Genomic DNA, 16,750 nt, shown 5'->3' with positions numbered 1-16,750 from the left:
CTGGTGTCAGGTTTGTGTCTTGAGGCTTCGCCGCTGCAGCAGCACGGCGGCGACGATGATCGCGCCCTTGGCGATGAGCTGGTCGGCGGTGTTCAGGCCGTTCAGGATGAACAGGTTGGTGATCACAGTGAAGATCAGCAGACCGAGGATCGATCCGATGATCGTGCCCCGGCCGCCGCTCAGCAGCGTCCCGCCGATGATCACCGCGGCGATCGCGTCCAGCTCGTACAGGTCGCCGTGTGTGGACGATCCGGTCGTGGTCCTGGCCATGATCAGCACCGCGGCGATCCCGCAGCACAACCCCGACAGGGCGTACAACAGCAGCGTGTGCTTGCGTACGTCGATACCGGCCAGGCGGGCGGCCTCGGGGTTGCCGCCCACCGCGTAGGTGCGCCGGCCGAACGTCGTGCGGTTGAGCACCAGCCAGCCGAACAGCACCACCAGCGCGAACACGTACACCAGCAGCGGCAGCCCGAGCACCCGCGTGGTCGACAGGCTCACGATCATCGAGTTGTCCTGCTGCACGAGCTGTGTGCGCTGGTTGGACATCCGCTGCGCCAGGCCGCGCCCGGCCACCATCATCGCCAGCGTCGCGATGAACGGCACCATCCGGCCGTAGGCGATCAAGATCCCGTTCAGCAGGCCCGCGCCGGTGCCCACCAGCACCGCGCACACGATCATCACGACCGGCCCGTAGGACTGGGTCGCCAGCGTGGTCGCCCACACCGACGCCAGCGCCATCAGCGCGCCCACCGACAGATCGATGCCACCACCGGTGATCACGAACGTCATGCCAACAGTGATCACCCCGATGGTCGAGGCCAGCGCCAGGATGCTCACCAAGTTGGAGGAGGTGGCGAAGTTCTCCGGCCTCGTCACCAATCCCACGATCGCCAGCAGTATCAACGCCGCGACCAGCCCCAGATGCCGGACCTCACCCAGCCGGCCGAACCGCCCGCCCGGTCCTGCCGCCTTCAATCGCGGACCTGCCGGCGCGGCCTGATCAACCTCGGTCATGCGATGCTCCTTCGGTGGGGGGATGTGCCACATCGGATCCGGGTCTCTGTCCTGCGGAGACCATCACCAGGTCGAGCACCCGGTGCTCGTCCAGGTCCTCGGCCGGCGCCTCATGGACGATCCGGCCCTCGCGGATGACCAGCACGCGGTCGGCCAGGCCCAGCACCTCGGGCACCTCGCTGGACACCAGCAGCACGCCGATGCCGTCGTCGGCCAGCTTGCGCACCAGCGCGTACAGCTCGGCCCTGGCACCGACGTCCACCCCGCGCGTGGGCTCGTCCAGCAGCAGCAGCTTGCGGTCCTCGGCCAGCCAGCGTCCCAGCACCGCCTTCTGCTGGTTGCCGCCCGACAAGGTCCTGATCGGCCGGCGCGGATCGGGCGGGCGGATGTCCAGCAGCTGCGACAGCCGTTCAGCCTCGGCGAACTCGGTCCGGCGGTCGAGCCAGCCCAGCCACCGCGGCCTGGTGTAGCGGCTCAGGCTCGCCAGCGTGATGTTCTGCGCGACGGGGTGGTCCAGCAGCAACGCCTGCGCCTTGCGCTCCTCGGGGGCCAGGCCCATGCCCATCCGCACCGCGCGGGTCGTGCTGCCCGGCCGCACCGTCCGCCCATCGAGCACGACCCGGCCACCGGCCCGCCGCGCGCCGTAGATCGCCTCGATGATCTCGCTGCGGCCGGAGCCGACCAGGCCCGCCAGGCCGACGATCTCCCCGGTCCTGATGCTGAACGACACGTCCGCGAACCGGCCGGGCAGCGTCAGGTTCTCCACCCGCAGCACCTCGGGCCGCCCCTCGTGGGCTCCCCTGCCCGGCCGGGGCGGGAAGACGTACTCGACGTTGCGGCCGGTCATCAGCGCCACGATCTTCGAGGTCGGGGTGTCCTTGGCCGCCAGCCCCACCGCGACCGTGCGCCCGTCCTTGAGCACGGTGACCCGGTCGCCGATCTCGCGGATCTCCTCCAGCCGGTGGGAGATGTAGATCACCGCCACGCCCTGGGAGGTGAGGTCACGGATCACCCGGAACAGGTTGCCGACCTCGTCGTGGTCCAGCGCGGCCGACGGCTCGTCCATGATGATCACCCGGGCCGAGTGCGACAGCGCCCTGGCCATGCTGACGATCTGCTTGTGAGCCGGCGACAGCGAGCCCACCTCGGTGCGGGGGCGGATCTCGCCGTGCCCCAGCCGCGCGAGCAGCTCGGCCGTCGCCCGGTCGGCCTCGGCCCGGCGGGAGAACCCGAAGGTCGCCATCTCGTGGCCGAGGAAGATGTTCTCCGTCACGCTCAGCCCGTCCACCAGATCGAGTTCCTGGTAGATGGTGGCGATTCCGTGGCCCATCGCCGCGGTCGGCGGCGCCAGCCGTACGGGCGAGCCGTCGAGCAGCACCTCGCCCTCGTCGGGTTCGTGGGCACCGGACAGGATCTTGATGAGCGTGGACTTCCCGGCGCCGTTCTGGCCGAGCAGACAGTGCACCTCTCCGGCTCTGACCTCAAGGTTCACGCCGTCCAAGGCGCGCACGCCCGGGAACTGCTTGACGATTCCTCGCATCACGAGCAGCGATGACGAGTCGGATGGTGACCGCGGCACAGGGGCCTCCCTCGGTTACGGTGCGGCCGTGCCCCACCTGATGGGCCCACCTGATGGGCCCACCTGATGGGCCCGCCTGACGGCCCCGCCCGCCTGACGGCGCCGGTTGGCACCGCCGCAACGGCACCGAGGTCGGCGTCAACGGTGCCGGTGCGGCTTCGGGTGACCGATCAGGCGGGCGGGACGTTCTGGATGGGGAAAGGGCACGGGGAAAAGGGGCACGGGGGCTTCCCGTCCGCCTGCCCGCATGCCCCATGGCCGCGGCACGCGAAAATGGGCGGGATGTGCCGAGGCGGTGCGGAACAGGCCGGTCAGGCGGACGGGAGGTTCGGAAAGCGGGCGGTAGATCGGGACCGCGTGGCGGGCACGCGGGTCAGGCTGACGGTGTGGCGATCAGGCCATCGGGGTCCCCTCGATGACCCCGATGGTTGGAGACGTTCGGATCGAGATGCTTGTGGGGTCGGACAGTGCTCGTTCCACGACGACTCCGGCCGCTCCGCGCGAGGCGGCGCCGAAGCCGAGGTCGGAGGCGGCGAACCGGCAGCGCTCGACGGCGTCGCTCATGCCCAGGCGTGCCAGCGTCTGTTGCGCTGCGGGGATGATCAGGTCGGCGAGTCGCGCGAAGTACCCGCCCAGCACGATCACCCGTGGGTTGAAGAGGTTGACCAGCATGGCCGCGCCGATTCCGAGCCACCGGCCCACCTCCACGGCGGCGGCGTCGACGCGGGGATCTCCTTCGGCCCGTCGGTGCTCGATCTCGGCCAGCCGCTCCTCCGGGTCACGGACGAGTTGCGGGCCCGTGCCGTACGCGCGGTCCGGTGTGGCCATGCGGACCAGCGCGGCCAGCCCGACTTTGGTCTCCCAGCAGCCGACCCGGCCGCAGCGGCACGGCTCGCCGGAGGGATCGATCACGACGTGGCCGACCTCCCCCGCGAATCCGTCCGCTCCGCCCAGCAGCCGGCCGCCGGCGATGACGCCGCCGCCGATGCCCACCTCGCCGGTGAGGTAGACCAGATCGGAGGTGCCCGCCGCGACGCCCGAGGTGTACTCGGCCAGGGCGGCGAGGTTGGCGTCGTTGTCCACCGCGACGGGGATCTCCGCGGCGATGTTCGCGTGGGACAGCCGCTCCGCCACCGCCACCCCGCGCCAGCCGAGGTTCGGGGCGACGACGACGGTGCCGGTGGTGGCGTCGATCAGGCCGGGGACGGCCACGATGATCCCGGCCGGCGTGATCCCGAGCCGGTCGAGGTCGGCGACGGTCCTCTCGGCCATGCGGGCCAGCTCGTCCAGCGAGCGTTCCGGGCTGGAGCCCATGGCGTCGAAACCGATGCGCCGGTCGATGATCACCCTGCCGGCCAGGTCGGTGGCGATCGCGGCGATGTAGTCGACGTTGACTTCCATGCCGAGGGCGCCGACCCGGGAGCCGTCCAGGGCGAGCGCGACGCCCGGGCGGCCGACGGAGCCGGCGTGCTGCGGCCCCATCTCCTTGACCAGTCCGCGCGCCTGCAGCTCGCTCACCAGACTGGTGACGGTCGCCTTGTTCAGCCCGGTCGCGGCGGCGACGGCCGATCGGGTGCACGGGCCGCACGCGCTGACGTGACGCAGCACGAGGGCGAGGTTGGAACGGCGCACGGTGGCCTGATCCGCGGGAACTCCCGCGGACCCGCCGCGACTCATCGAGTCGGTCGCGTGGCCGTCGGCCCGGCTGTGGTCCACGCTCCTCCTCGATTAGTTCAGATGGCTAGCCGAATTAAAGGCACGACTTCCGGCGGGCACAAGTATTAAATCGTTCGTAACTTCCATAACGTTCCGGTAACTGGAGCGAAACACGTGGCGGAACTGCACGGAAGTGAGCGATGCCAACTCGTTACGGACTTGAGGGGTGCGTGGTCGGACATCGCCGTGTTACAACCCTGATTAATTGATCTCGGAGACAAACAAAGGGGCAGGTGGTGCCGGTGACGTACAGACCGTCCCGCTCCCGCCCCCCTGGCGGCGCCGCGCCGACGGGTCCCGCCACGCTGCGCCGGGCGAACCTCTCGCTGGTGCTGCGCGAGCTGCGCGAGCACACGTCCCTGTCCCGTGCCGAGATCGCGCAGGCGACCGGGCTGCACCGGGCCACCGTCTCCAACCTCATGGCCGAGCTCCTGGAACGGCGGCTGGTGCGGGAGGTCGGTGTCGAGCACGTGGGCGCGATCGGGCGTCCCAGACGGGCGGTGGCGCTGCACGGCGCGCACGTCGGCGCCCTGGGCATGGAGATCAACGTCGACTACATCGCGGTCCACGGCACCGACCTGAGCGGCCGGAGCCTGGTCGAGCGCCGGGTGGTCCACGACGCGATGGGCAGCGGCCCGGACAGCGCCGTACGCCGGCTCGGGCTCGTGGCCAAGGAGGCCGTGGAGGCGATGCGGCGGGCCGGAGCGGTCCCGACCGGCATCGCGGTGGCCGTCCCCGGACTCGTGGACGTGACACGCGGCGTCGTGACACTCGCACCGAACCTCCACTGGCGCGACCTGCCCCTGGCCGAGCAGCTGAGCTCCATACTCGGCCCGCGGAGCGTGCCGGTGTGGGTGGACAACGACGCGAACCTCGCCGCCCTGGCCGAATACACCTCCGGCGTCGCCGCCGGCACGCCCCACCTGGTCTATCTCACCGGAGAGGTGGGCGTGGGCGGCGGCATCATCTCAGGCGGCGAACTTCTGCGCGGAGCGGACGGGTTCTCCGGCGAGGTCGGGCATCTGCGGGTCGACCCCAACGGCGACCGATGCGGCTGTGGCCGCATCGGCTGCTGGGAGACCAAGGTCGGCCTGGCCGCGCTCGTACGCGCGGCCATGCCCGAACAGGCGTACGGGTTGCCCGGCATGCCGGTGCCCGATCCCGGCGAGCGGGTGGCCGACATCGCCCAGGGCCTGGCCTCGGGCGACCGGCGGATGATGACGGCGGTGGCGCAGGTCGGCGAGTGGCTCGGGCTCGGCGGCTCGATCCTGGCCAACCTGTTCAACCCGCGGGTGATCGTCATCGGCGGCTACTTCGCCTCACTGGCCCAGTGGCTGCTGCCGCACGCACAGGATCAGCTGCAACGGCTCGTGGTGGCCGCTCCCGCCGCCCAGTGCCGATTCGTCGCCTCCACGCTCGGCTTCGGCGCCGCCTCCCGCGGCGCCGCGAGCATGGTGGTCAACCACATCATCGACGATCCGACGACGATCTTGGATTCACTCCGCAGGCCGGCACCTTACTGACGGCCCCACAGACCTGGAGACGGCACCCTCCAGCAACCCGCACCATCCGCTACCACCAAGTGGCAACAGCGCGGCGGCGCGCGCCTTGCCTGACGTCCCCCCGGTCAGGAAGGGTTTTCCATGTCACCACGTCCTCGAACGTGGGCCAGGCTGCTCAACGCGGTCCTGCCAGCAGGCGGACGACGTCCGAGACGTCGAACCGCCACCACGATGGCCTTAGCCCTCGTCGCCCCTTTCCTCACGCTCCTTGCGGCGCCCGTGAGCGCCGAGGCCGCCACGGCGGCGGAGCCCGCCTTCAAGGTGCTCGTCTTCTCGAAGACGACCGGATTCCGGCACGACTCGATCCCCGAAGGCATCGCGGCCGTGCAGAAGCTCGGCCAGGACAACAACTTCGCGGTCGACACGACCGAGGACAGCGCCCTGTTCACAGACCAGAACCTGGCGCAGTACCAGGCCGTGGTCTTCATGTCCACGACCGGTGACCCGCTGGGCACGCAGGCGCAGAAGGACGCCTTCCAGCGCTACATCCAGGGCGGCGGCGGCTTCGTGGGCGTCCACGCCGCCGCCGACAGCGGCTACAACTGGGCCTGGTACGGCAAGCTGGTCGGGGCGTACTTCAAGCAGCACCCGGCGATCCAGCAGGCCACGGTCAAGGTCGAGGACCCGGCGCACCCGGCGACCAAGGACCTCCCGACGACCTGGACCCGTACCGACGAATGGTACGACTACCAGGCGAACCCGCGTGGCACGGTTCACGTGCTGACGTCGATGGACGAGAAGTCCTACACCGGCGCCACGATGGGCGCCGACCACCCGAACACGTGGTGTCAGGACTTCGACGGCGGCCGTTCGTGGTACACCGGGCTCGGCCACCTCAAGGAGAACTACAGCGAGCCCAACTTCCTGAAGCTGCTGCTCGGCGGCATCCAGACCGCCGCCGGCGCGGTCAAGGCCGACTGCTCGGCCTCGCAGAGCTCCAGCTTCGAGAAGGTCACCCTCGACGACAACACGTCGAACCCGATGATGGTGGACGTCGCCAAGGACGGCCGGGTCTTCTACATCGACCGGCTCGGCGAGGTCAAGATCATCAAGCCGGCCGGCGGCACGGTGACGGCGGCGAAGCTGAGCGTCTTCACCGCCAACGAGAGCGGCCTGCTCGGCATGGCGCTCGACCCCGGATTCGACTCGAACCACTGGGTGTATCTCTACTACTCGCCCACCGGGACGAACGTCGACCGGCTGAGCAGGTTCACCGTCACCGGTGACACCCTGGACCTGTCGAGCGAGAAGAAGATCCTCGACGTCCCGGTGCAGCGGGCCGAGTGCTGCCACCACGGCGGCGGCATGGTGATCGACCCCAAGACCGGCAATCTGTGGCTGGGCACGGGCGACAACACCAACCCGTTCGCCTCCGACGGCTACGCGCCGATCGACGAGCAGTCCGGCCGCGCCAACTGGGACGCCCAGCGTACCGCCGGCAACACCAACAGCCTGAGCGGCAAGCTGCTGCGGATCCACCCCGAGGCCGACGGCACCTACACCATCCCGTCCGGCAACCTGTTCGCGCCGGGCACGGCGAAGACCAAGCCGGAGATCTACGGCATGGGCCTGCGCAATCCGTTCCGCATGGGTCTCGACCCCAAGACGGGCAACGTCATGCTCGGCGAGTACGGTCCCGACGCGAACGCGGCGAGCTCCACCCGGGGTCCGCAGAACACGGTCGAGTGGAACCTCGTCACGAAGCCCGGCAACCTCGGCTGGCCGTACTGCATCGGCAACAACACCCCGTACGTCGACTACAACTTCGCCACCAAGCAGTCGGGGTCGCCGTTCAACTGTGCCGCGCCGGTCAACGAATCGCCGAACAACGACGGCCTGACCAGCCTGCCGCCGGTGATCCCGGCGACGATCTGGTACCACTACGCGGCCGACCCGCAGAACTTCCCGGAGCTGAGCGGTGGCGCGCCGATGGGCGGCCCGGTCTACCGCTCCGACCCGAACCTGCAGTCGGACGTGAAGTGGCCGGCGTACTGGGACGGCAAGGCCGTCTTCGGTGAGTGGAACAACGACAAGGTGTGGTCGTTCCAGCTCAACGAGAACGGCAGCAAGGTCGTCGAGATGAACCCGATCCTCGGCTCCCTGTCGTTCAAGAAGCCGATGGACATGAAGTTCGGTCCCGACGGCGCGCTCTACATGATCGAGTGGGGCTCCGGCTTCGGCGGCGACAACGCCGACTCCGGCATCTACCGCATCGAGTACACCAAGGGCACCCGGCCGCCGATCGCCCGAGCCACGGCGGACAAGACCGACGGGCCCCTGCCGCTGGCGGTCAAGTTCTCCAGCGAGGGCAGCCGGGACCCGGAGGGCAAGACGCTCACCTACGCCTGGGACCTCGACGGTGACGGGGACACCGACTCCACCGACCCCAACCCCGCCTTCACCTACGAGAAGGGGGGCGACTACAGCGTGGTCCTGACCGTCAGGACCCCCGACGGCAAGACCGCCACCGCCAGCGTGGCGATCAGCGCCGGCAACACCCGTCCCACCGTCAAGGTGGACGTTCCGCCGAACGGCGCCTTCTTCGAGTTCGGCGACCAGGTGAAGTTCAAGGTCACCGTCACCGACGCCGAGGACGGCACGATCGACTGCGACAAGGTCAAGATCCAGGCGATCCTCGGCCACGACAGCCACGGCCATCCGCTCGACCAGCTCAAGGGCTGTGAGGGCACCCTGCAGACCCAGCAGGCGGGGCACGGCGAGTACGACAACCTCTTCTACGCCATCGAGGCCAGCTACACCGACGGGGGCGCCAATGGCGCCGGACCGCTGACCGGGCGGGGCCAGATCATCCTGGAGCCCAAGCGCAAGCAGGCCGAGCACTTCGCGCGGACCGGCCGGGTGGCCGACGGCAAGGGCACCGACGCCGCGGGCGTCCAGGCGGAGACCACGACCGACACCCAGGGCGGCAACCAGCACATCGCGTTCGTCCAGGACGGCGACTGGTGGTCGTTCGACCCGGTGAACCTGTCGAACGTCACCGCGATCCGGCTCCGGGCCTCCTCGGGCGGGGCCGGCGGAACCGTACAGGTCCGGGCGGGCAACCCCGAGACCGGCGCGCTGGTCGGCTCGGTCGACGTGCCGCCCACCGGCGGCTGGCAGACGTTCACCGACGTCACGCTCGACCTGGCCGGCCCACCGACCGAGAGCGGACCGCTGTACTTCGTCGTGCGCAAGCCGGCGAGCGCGGCCGACAACGCCTACCTGGCCAACTTCAACTGGGTCGACTTCGTCGGCAAGGGCGCCACGGACAACGAGCGTCCGGCCGTGACCGCGACGGCGACCCCGGCGACGGGCGTCGCCCCGCTGAAGGTCGGCTTCAAGGCGACGGCCACCGACCCCGAAGGCGACCCGATCACCTACAAGTGGAACTTCGGGGTGACCGGCGCGCCGGAGCCCACCACGGCCGAGGCGAGCTACACCTACACCGCGCCGGGCAACTACACGGCCGTGGTGACCGTGACCGACGACAAGGGCGCGTCGGCCACCGCCCAGGTCCCGGTCAAGGTGGACGCGCCGGCCACGGTGTGCTTCGCCGGCCGTTCCGACAACTTCCTGGGCAGCCAGCTCGACCGTGACCGCTGGTCGGTCATCCGGGAGAACCAGGACCTCAAGGTCGCGGACGGCAAGCTCGTGATCCCGACCTCGACCACCGACATCTACAGCACGGGCGGCAACACGCCGAACATCGTCGTGCAGCCGGCGCCATCGGGTGCGTGGACCGCCACCGCCAAGCTCACGCTGGACGCGCGTGACGCGTACCAGCAGGCGGGCCTGATCATCTACGGCGACGACGACAACTACGCCAAGATGGTGCTGCAGGCGCGGTCGACCTCGGGTTCCAACCACGCCAGCCGCATCTTCCAGTTCATCCGGGAGGAGAACGGCAGCCCGAACGAAGTGTCGCAGAGCAACACGGCCAACCTCGGGGACTCCTACCCCGACACGGTGTACGTGCGGTTCGTCAGCGACGGCACCAACATCACCGCCCACTACTCCTCGGACGGCACCACGTTCACCGCGATGCCGCAGACCAAGCCGCTCGCCGGGATCGCCAACCCTAAGATCGGCCTGATCTCGCTGGCCGGGGCCAACCACCCGGTGGTGGACGCGTCCTTCGACTGGTTCCACATCACGCCGGACGACAAGGCGACGGCGCCGGACCCGGACGACGAGTTCGACGGCACCGCGCTCGACTCCTGCCGCTGGAACGCGGTCGTGCGCCCCGACGCCACGGCGGCGCGCGTCGGCAACGGCAGGCTGGAGCTCGACACCACGACCGGTGACATCTACGGGACCGGCAACAGCGGCCCGAAGAACTTCATCCTGCAGACGGCGCCGAGCGGCGACTGGACGCTGGAGACCAAGGTGGACGCCTCTGCGCTCAACGAGCAGTACCAGCAGGGCGGCCTGATGGTGTACACCGGCGACGACGACTACGTGAAGCTCGACTTCCTCACCACCAACGCGGCAGGCTCGACGGTGGCTCGGGGCATCGAACTGCGCAGCGAGGTCGGCGGCACCGTGCAGAACCCGCAGCCGCAGGTGAACAACCTCACCGGCGGCGTGTGGTGGCTGCGGCTGAAGAAGGCGGCCACCACCTTCACCGGCTCCTACTCCTCCGACGGCCAGACCTGGACGGATCTCTCCGCGACGGTGGAGAACGCCGCGGTGGCCACCGGCGCGAAGGTCGGCGTGTACACCATCGGCACCAGCCAGTCGGCGTCGAAGACGGTCACGTTCGACTACTTCCACCTGACCAAGGCAGGCTCGGGCGGGGACAGGACCGCGCCCGTGACGACGGCGACGACCGATCCGGAGCAGCCGGCGGGCGGCACGTTCACCGGTCCGGTGTCGGTCACGCTGAAGGCCGCCGACGAGGACGGCGGCAGCGGGGTCGACAAGACCGAGTACCAGCTCGACGGCGGCGCCTGGACCGCCTACACCGGGCCGGTCACCGTGACCGGCGACGGGCAGCACGAGCTGAAGTACCGCTCGGCCGACAAGGCGGGCAACGTCGAAGAGGCCAAGACGCTGACGCTGACGATCTCGGCGTCCGCGCCGCAGGTCAAGCTGACGGTCTCCGCCTCGTCCCGCTGCATCGGCACCTCGGCGTACGTGGCGGTCACGGCCGTCAACGGCTCGGACGTGCCGGCGACGGTGACGCTGACCACCCCGTTCGGTTCGAAGACCGTGGCCGACGTGGCCCCGGGCAAGCAGGCGTACCAGTCCTTCAACAGCCGGGCCGGGCAGATCGACGCGGGCACGGTGACCGTGAAGGGGACCGCGACGATCGGCGGCGAGCAGGTCACCTCGTCGTACGACGCCGCCTACCCGGCGCTCAGCTGCCGCTGACCGCCGACAGCAGAACCGGGGCCGGCCGGCCGAGCAGCCGACCGGCCCCACCCCCTCAATGGAGCGAAACACATGAGAATGAACAGGACTGCACAGATACTCGCCACGGCGATGCTCGGTGTCGCGCTCGCCACCGCCGGCGCCGGCGTGGCCGGTCCCGCGGTGGCGGACGACGACCCCGGCAACGGCATCGACGTGTCGGTGACGATCGAGCCGAACACCACTCCCGGTGAGGTGTCCATGACCGTCGCCGACAACGGCGGAGTGGCCCTGCGGGAGGACGGCTCCAACGCCGCCGCCCGCCAGTTCGTCGGCACCCTGCCGACGGTCACGGTGACGGACAGCCGCCGGCCCGAGGAGATCCCCGCCGGTGACTTCTGGGCGGTCGTCGGCCAGGCCAGCGAGTTCACCGTGACGAGCGGTTCGGCGCCGCCCATCGGCCCGCAGTACCTGGGCTGGCGGCCGCGCCTGCTGAGCGACTCCTCCTCCGGGGCGGTGGAGGCCGGTGAGCCCGTCTCCAGTGTCATCTCAGACGGCTCGGGAGCGCCCGCCGTCGGTCTGCAGGGTCAGGAGCTGCTGGTGTCGACGGCGAACTCCGCCGACGAGATCGGCACCTGGCAGGTCAACGCCGGCCTCGCACTGCGTACTCCCGCCGACGTGGCCGCCGGCGAGTACCACTCGACTCTGACGCTCTCCCTCTTCAACCAGTCCTGAACCGGAGGCAGGACGCCATCGCCCGCTGTGGTCGTCCGGGACCTGTGCCGGCCTGGCGCAGGTCCCGGACGACCACGATGAGACTGGAGACACCTCTGTTGACCACAAGCCGTTCGCGAGGCGCCCTCGCCCGCCTCGCCGCCTTACCCGCTGCCGGCGTTGCCCTGCTGGTCGCCGTCCTGGTCACCACGGTCGCGTTCGCGCCCCCGTCCGACGCCGACACCACCTGGTCGGTCGTTCCGGCCAACGCCGACGGCCCTGACGGCCGCAGCGTCATCGACCTCGAACTCGCCGGCGGGCAGCAGGCGGTCGAGCATGTGGCGGTCATCAACCGATCGACTCAGCCGGTCGACTTCACGATCGACGCCAACGACGGCTACCTGACCTCCAAGGGCTACTTCGACATGCGGCCCTCGGACGCGAAACCGGCCGACGGCGGCTCCTGGATAGCGGTTCCCGAGAAGGTGACCATCGCCGCCGGGGCCACCTCCGTCGTGCCGGTGACGGTGTCGATCCCCCAGAACGCGACGCCGGGCGATCACCCCGCGGGTGTGACCGCGTCCCTGGAGACCGTCTCCGGTCAGGTACGGGTCCAGAACCGGGTGGGCGTCCGCTTGAACATCCGCGTCACCGGCGACTATGTGGCCAAGGTGGCGGTAACCGGCGTGCGAGCCGAGTACACGGGATCGTGGAATCCCTTCGCCGCCGGATCCGTCGAGGTGACCTATACCGTGGCCAACGCCGGCAACGTCCGGCTGGTCGCGGACAACCGGGTCCTGACGTCCACGTTCGTGGGCGAGAACAACTGGAGTGACCCGTCCGCGGCCAAGACCAGGGAGCTCATGCCGGGCGGCAGCCGCACGTTCGTCGCACGGGTGGCCGGCGCCTGGCCGCTGGGGCCCATCGGCACGACGGTCACGGTGATCCCCTCGCCCGCGGGCCGGCCGATCCCGGGTGTCACCGCCCAGCGGATGGCGGTCGGCACCACGGTCTGGGCCCTGCCGTGGCCGCAGCTCGCCCTCCTCGTCCTCCTCGTCCTCGCCCCCTTCGCCATCCGGCTGGTCGCCGCCTGGCGCCGCAGGCGCATCAAGAAGCTGATCATGCTCCACGGCAAGGGCACGCCTCAGGAGGCGTGAGCGCCATCGACATCCGCCCTCAGGAGGCGACCATCAACCGACCCAGGCAACCGGCCCCCGCACAGGGTGCGGCGTGGGCCCGCCTGCTCGCCCTCGCGGTCGCGTTCGCGCTCGGCGCGATCGTCGCCGGCGGTGTGGTGTTCGCGCTGACCCGGCCTGACTCGATCGAGCGGACGGCCGACCGTCTCCGTGCCGAGTCCGCCCTCCGCGACAGAACGCAGATCAAGACCCTGACGGAGCTGGCCCGCGGCACGCGGGCCCGGCTCCTGCCCGTGCTCGACGGGCTGAGCCGGGCCATGCCGTCCGACGGCACAGCGGGGCCCGTCGCGGTGACCGCCGCCGACGTCGAGACCTGGCAGCAGGCGGCCGCCGCGGCCGTCCAGGGCTTCGCCGACCCGCCGTCCGGTGAGACCGCCACCAACGTGGCGCGGTCGAGTCTCGCCTCCGCCGCACGGCAGCTCGCCACGACCGTCGACACCTACGCGGCCGCGCGGGGTCTGACAGGACCGGCCCGCGCCGCCGCCATGGACCTGGCCGTACGGCAACGCGCCGACGCGCTCTTCACCTGGTCGATCGGGGCCACCGCTCTCGACGCCGTGAACGTCGACGCGGGCTACGGCCACCAGCACGTGTTCCTACCGACATCACCCGGCGAAGGGGCGCTCACCCCCGACACCGAACCCGAGGGGAGCCACGACTCGTGAACAAGGCAACGGCACACGTCCTCACCGTCCTGCTGGCCGGGCTCATGCTGGTGCTCGGCGCACCGGCGGCCTCCGCCCACGGCGGGCCGATCGAGCTGGAGGTGACGGGAGACGGCGCCGACAACGTCAACGTGCTGGTCACGTACAAGAAGGACGGCCATCCCGTGACGGAGATCGTCGAGGCCACGCTGAAGGCGACCTCGGCAGACGGCCGTTCCTTCGGGCCGGTGCCGCTCAGGTCGGCGCCCGAGGGCCAGAACCTCTACCACTCGGCCGAGCCGCTGCCGAGCGGCGAGTGGCGGGTCACCGTGACCGCGACCGAGCCCTCCAAGGCGAAGGCGACGGTGAAGGTGAAGGCGGGCGTTATCGCCCCCTCCCCCGTGGCGGCGACCGCCCCCGCAACGGGCCAGGCGACGGCGCCCGCGCGGAGCAAAGCCGCCGCGCCGGCGACCGTGATGGACGACCAAGGTGCGATGGGCACTCCCCTCAAGATCGGCGTCATCGTCCTCGTGGCGCTCGTCGCCCTCGCGGCCTGGATCGCCCTCGCCTGGCGGCATCGCATGGGTCTCCGCCGCTGAATTCGGCCGGAAGCCGTGGGCCTCCGGCCGGGATTCCGGGGTGAGGCCCAGGTGCCACTTGCCGACCAGTTCGGTGTGGTAGCCGACCTCCCGCAGCGCGCTCGCGAGCGTCGGCACGTCCTGGGTCAGGCCCGGCGTGGTCCGATACCCCTGCACGATCGACCGTACGCCCGCGTTTCCCGGATATCGCCCGCTCAGCAGGGCCGCCCGGGACGGCGAACAGACCGGCGAGTTCGAGTACCACTGGGTCAGCAAGGCGCCCGAGGCCGCCAGCGCGTCCAGCCGCGGCGTTCGCACCGTCGGCATCATCGTCGTTCGTGGCGTTGCGGCGCCTGTATCTGGTCCCACAGGCAGCGCGGTCGCGCTGCCTGTGGGTCGTTTTCACGCGCCTACCAGCGCAATTCCCCGCTCTCGTCCTGGAACGTTCCCGTCGGACCGTCCGCGCCGAGGGTTGCCAGGCGCACGACGGTCCTGGCGCTCTCCTCCGGTGACCTTCCGATCCCGAAGGCCGCGGTCATGTCGGTGGCGGTGGTGCCGGGCTCGAGCGCATTGAACTTGATGCCAGGATGGGCCTTGGCGTACTGAACCGTGAGCATGGTGGCCGCTGCCTTGGACGCGGAGTAAAGCGCCAGGGGCAGGTGGAACTCCGGCCGGTCGGGGTTGTTCACTGCCCAGAACGACCCGGCGCTGCTCGAAACGGTGACCACGTTGGGGTTCGATGATCTGCGTAGCAGGGGAAGCGCCGCCTCCGTGACGCGCACGATTCCCACCGCGTTGGTGTCGAACACACGCAGAGCCTTGGGACCGTCGATGGCTCCCTCTCCCAAGATGCCCGCGTTGTGCACCAGAACGTCGAGCCGGCCCTGGGCCGCGTCGATCGTCGCCAGCGCGCTGCTGACCGATGCGTCGTCGGTCACATCGAGTTGCACGAATCGTGCGCCGAGTGCTGCCGCGGCCTTCTCGCCTCGCTCGACGTCACGCGCGCCGATGTAGACGACGTGGCCCAACTCCAGAAGCTGTCTGGCCGTCTCGAAGCCGATGCCCTTGTTGGCCCCGGTGATCAGTGTGATGGTCATGCTTTTCCTTTCGACGTTCGTGGCCCGAGCATCCCTCGGACATCTGCGGGCGTCCGGGTTCCCTGGCGCCGATCGCGGAGGTCAGCCGGTGAGCTGCCGGAGTAGTTCGCCGGCGTCGTGCAGGGCCGTCATGCGCACGAACCGGCCGTCGCGGACCTGGTAGATGGCGTACTCGACGATTTCGAACGAGGCGCCGGTGGGAGCCACACCGAGCCACTCCTTCACCGGGGTGCCCGTGTTGACCAGACGCGCAGCCAGACGGTCACCGTCGAAGAGCAGTTCCTTGAGCTCCCAGCGCAGGTCCGGAACCGCGTCCACGTCGGCCTTCTGAACCGCGATGATGTCGTCCCGGGTGGCCGGCTCACCGTTCAACGTGGTCTGATCGTTGATGAACTCGTCCATGCCATCGAACCTGTGGGCGTTGAGCTCCTGGAGGTAGCGCAGGTAGAACGCGCGTAGATCGCTGTCGGACATGAGATGACCTTTCTGCATGGCAGCCCTTGAGGTTCGCCCGTCAGATCTGGTTCAGGCCGCCGTCGACGTACAGGCTGGACCCGGTGATGAAACTGCTCTGCTCACTGGCGAGGAAGATCACGGCGGCGGCGATCTCCTCCGGGCGCCCGAGCCGTCCCAGCGGCACACGCGCAGCCAGGTGCCGCTCGAACCGCTCCGGGTCGGGGGTGAGCCCTCTCAAGGCAGGGGTATCGGTCGGGCCGGGCGTGACGGTGTTGACCCGGATGCCGCGGCCCTTGAGCTCGTTGGCCCAGGTCCGGGAGAACTGCCGGGTGGCGGCCTTGGTGGCCGCGTACACGCCGAGCCCCTCATCGCCGACGTCCACGTTGGTGGAGCCGTTCAAGATCACCGAGGCGCCGTCGTTGAGCAGCGGCAGCGCCTTCTGAACGGTGAACAGCATGCCCCGGACGTTGATACCGAACAGGGTGTCGAAGTGCTCCTCGGTGACCCGCTCGAGCGGCACGAGCGCGGCGACGGAGGCATTCGCGAACAGGACGTCCAGGCCCCGTCCCCGGCTGCGGATCGTCTCGTAGAGCCGGTCCAGGTCGGCCAGGTTCGAGATGTCGCCGGTCACCGCGGTGGCGGCTGAACCGATCACTTCGACGGCCGCGTCGAGTTCGGTCTTGCGCCGGCCGGTGATGAACACGTGCGCGCCCTCGGCCGCCAGCCGCATAGCACTGGCCAGGCCGATTCCGGTGCTACCTCCGGTGACGAGAGCGGTCTTGCCGTCGAGCAGTCCCACGTCGATGCCCCTTCGATTTTTGCAGCGATCGCTACAGAAG

12 protein-coding genes and 1 pseudogene are annotated in these 16,750 nt (G+C 69.9%); 6 read left to right on the top strand and 7 right to left on the bottom strand.

Translation table 11 applies throughout. The features are described from left to right. Window positions 1–6 precede the first annotated feature (6 nt). The 3 genes from H4W80_RS04245 to H4W80_RS04235 all read right to left on the bottom strand — a co-directional run bounded on the left by H4W80_RS04245 (window position 7) and on the right by H4W80_RS04235 (window position 4,312). Window positions 7–1,017 carry an ABC transporter permease gene (locus tag H4W80_RS04245; protein WP_192783861.1) on the bottom strand — a complete coding sequence of 337 codons (1,011 nt, stop codon included), beginning with the start codon at window positions 1,015–1,017 and terminating at the stop codon, window positions 7–9. Next, entirely contained in the window at window positions 1,004–2,557 is a 1,554-nt protein-coding gene (locus tag H4W80_RS04240) for a sugar ABC transporter ATP-binding protein (RefSeq protein WP_192793265.1), read from the bottom strand. The genes H4W80_RS04245 and H4W80_RS04240 overlap by 14 nt, the downstream gene beginning before the upstream one ends. A 432-nt stretch (window positions 2,558–2,989) precedes the next feature. Then, a complete protein-coding gene (locus tag H4W80_RS04235; RefSeq protein WP_318786691.1) occupies window positions 2,990–4,312 on the bottom strand; it encodes an ROK family transcriptional regulator in 1,323 nt (440 codons plus the stop codon). A 242-nt stretch (window positions 4,313–4,554) separates the two neighbouring features. Here H4W80_RS04235 and H4W80_RS04230 point away from each other — a divergent pair, with 242 nt between their 5' ends. The 6 genes from H4W80_RS04230 to H4W80_RS62415 all read left to right on the top strand — a co-directional run bounded on the left by H4W80_RS04230 (window position 4,555) and on the right by H4W80_RS62415 (window position 14,379). Continuing rightward, window positions 4,555–5,835, top strand: a complete 1,281-nt coding sequence (locus H4W80_RS04230; protein WP_192783860.1) for an ROK family transcriptional regulator — start codon at window positions 4,555–4,557, stop codon at window positions 5,833–5,835. A 258-nt stretch (window positions 5,836–6,093) separates the two neighbouring features. Continuing rightward, window positions 6,094–11,247: a ThuA domain-containing protein gene (locus tag H4W80_RS04225; RefSeq protein ID WP_318786690.1), complete on the top strand. Its 5,154-nt coding sequence runs from the start codon at window positions 6,094–6,096 to the stop codon at window positions 11,245–11,247. A gap of 78 nt (window positions 11,248–11,325) precedes the next feature. Then, on the top strand, window positions 11,326–11,961 hold the full coding sequence (locus tag H4W80_RS04220; protein WP_225963228.1) for a hypothetical protein: 636 nt from the start codon (window positions 11,326–11,328) through the stop codon (window positions 11,959–11,961). 98 nt (window positions 11,962–12,059) lie between these two features. Continuing rightward, window positions 12,060–13,097: a COG1470 family protein gene (locus tag H4W80_RS04215; protein WP_192783858.1), complete on the top strand. Its 1,038-nt coding sequence runs from the start codon at window positions 12,060–12,062 to the stop codon at window positions 13,095–13,097. Continuing rightward, window positions 13,094–13,801, top strand: coding sequence for a hypothetical protein (locus H4W80_RS04210; protein ID WP_225963227.1), 708 nt, complete (start codon window positions 13,094–13,096; stop codon window positions 13,799–13,801). Before H4W80_RS04215 ends, H4W80_RS04210 begins: the two co-directional genes overlap by 4 nt. Further along, a complete protein-coding gene (locus tag H4W80_RS62415; RefSeq protein ID WP_264085959.1) occupies window positions 13,798–14,379 on the top strand; it encodes an RAD23 family protein in 582 nt (193 codons plus the stop codon). Before H4W80_RS04210 ends, H4W80_RS62415 begins: the two co-directional genes overlap by 4 nt. A 21-nt stretch (window positions 14,380–14,400) precedes the next feature. On the opposite strand, the pseudogene H4W80_RS64365 reads toward H4W80_RS62415, so the two are convergent. From H4W80_RS64365 to H4W80_RS04190, 4 genes and pseudogenes are all read right to left on the bottom strand, one after another. Then, window positions 14,401–14,685, bottom strand: a pseudogene (locus H4W80_RS64365) (sulfatase-like hydrolase/transferase); the annotation flags it as partial. 83 nt (window positions 14,686–14,768) lie between these two features. Next, the gene (locus tag H4W80_RS04200) at window positions 14,769–15,455 is read right to left on the bottom strand and encodes an SDR family NAD(P)-dependent oxidoreductase (RefSeq protein ID WP_192783856.1); all 687 of its coding nucleotides are present in this window, start codon (window positions 15,453–15,455) and stop codon (window positions 14,769–14,771) included. Window positions 15,456–15,536: 81 nt separating this feature from the next. After that, on the bottom strand, window positions 15,537–15,929 hold the full coding sequence (locus H4W80_RS04195) for an ester cyclase (RefSeq protein WP_192783855.1): 393 nt from the start codon (window positions 15,927–15,929) through the stop codon (window positions 15,537–15,539). A 40-nt stretch (window positions 15,930–15,969) separates the two neighbouring features. Further along, a complete protein-coding gene (locus tag H4W80_RS04190; protein ID WP_192783854.1) occupies window positions 15,970–16,710 on the bottom strand; it encodes an SDR family NAD(P)-dependent oxidoreductase in 741 nt (246 codons plus the stop codon). Window positions 16,711–16,750 lie beyond the last annotated feature (40 nt).

Origin of the sequence: Nonomuraea angiospora, from assembly GCF_014873145.1 — a bacterium.
Classification (GTDB): Bacteria; Actinomycetota; Actinomycetes; order Streptosporangiales; family Streptosporangiaceae; genus Nonomuraea; species Nonomuraea angiospora.
Note: the sequence above shows the minus strand (reverse complement) of the source record. Positions and strands in the feature narration are given on the sequence as shown.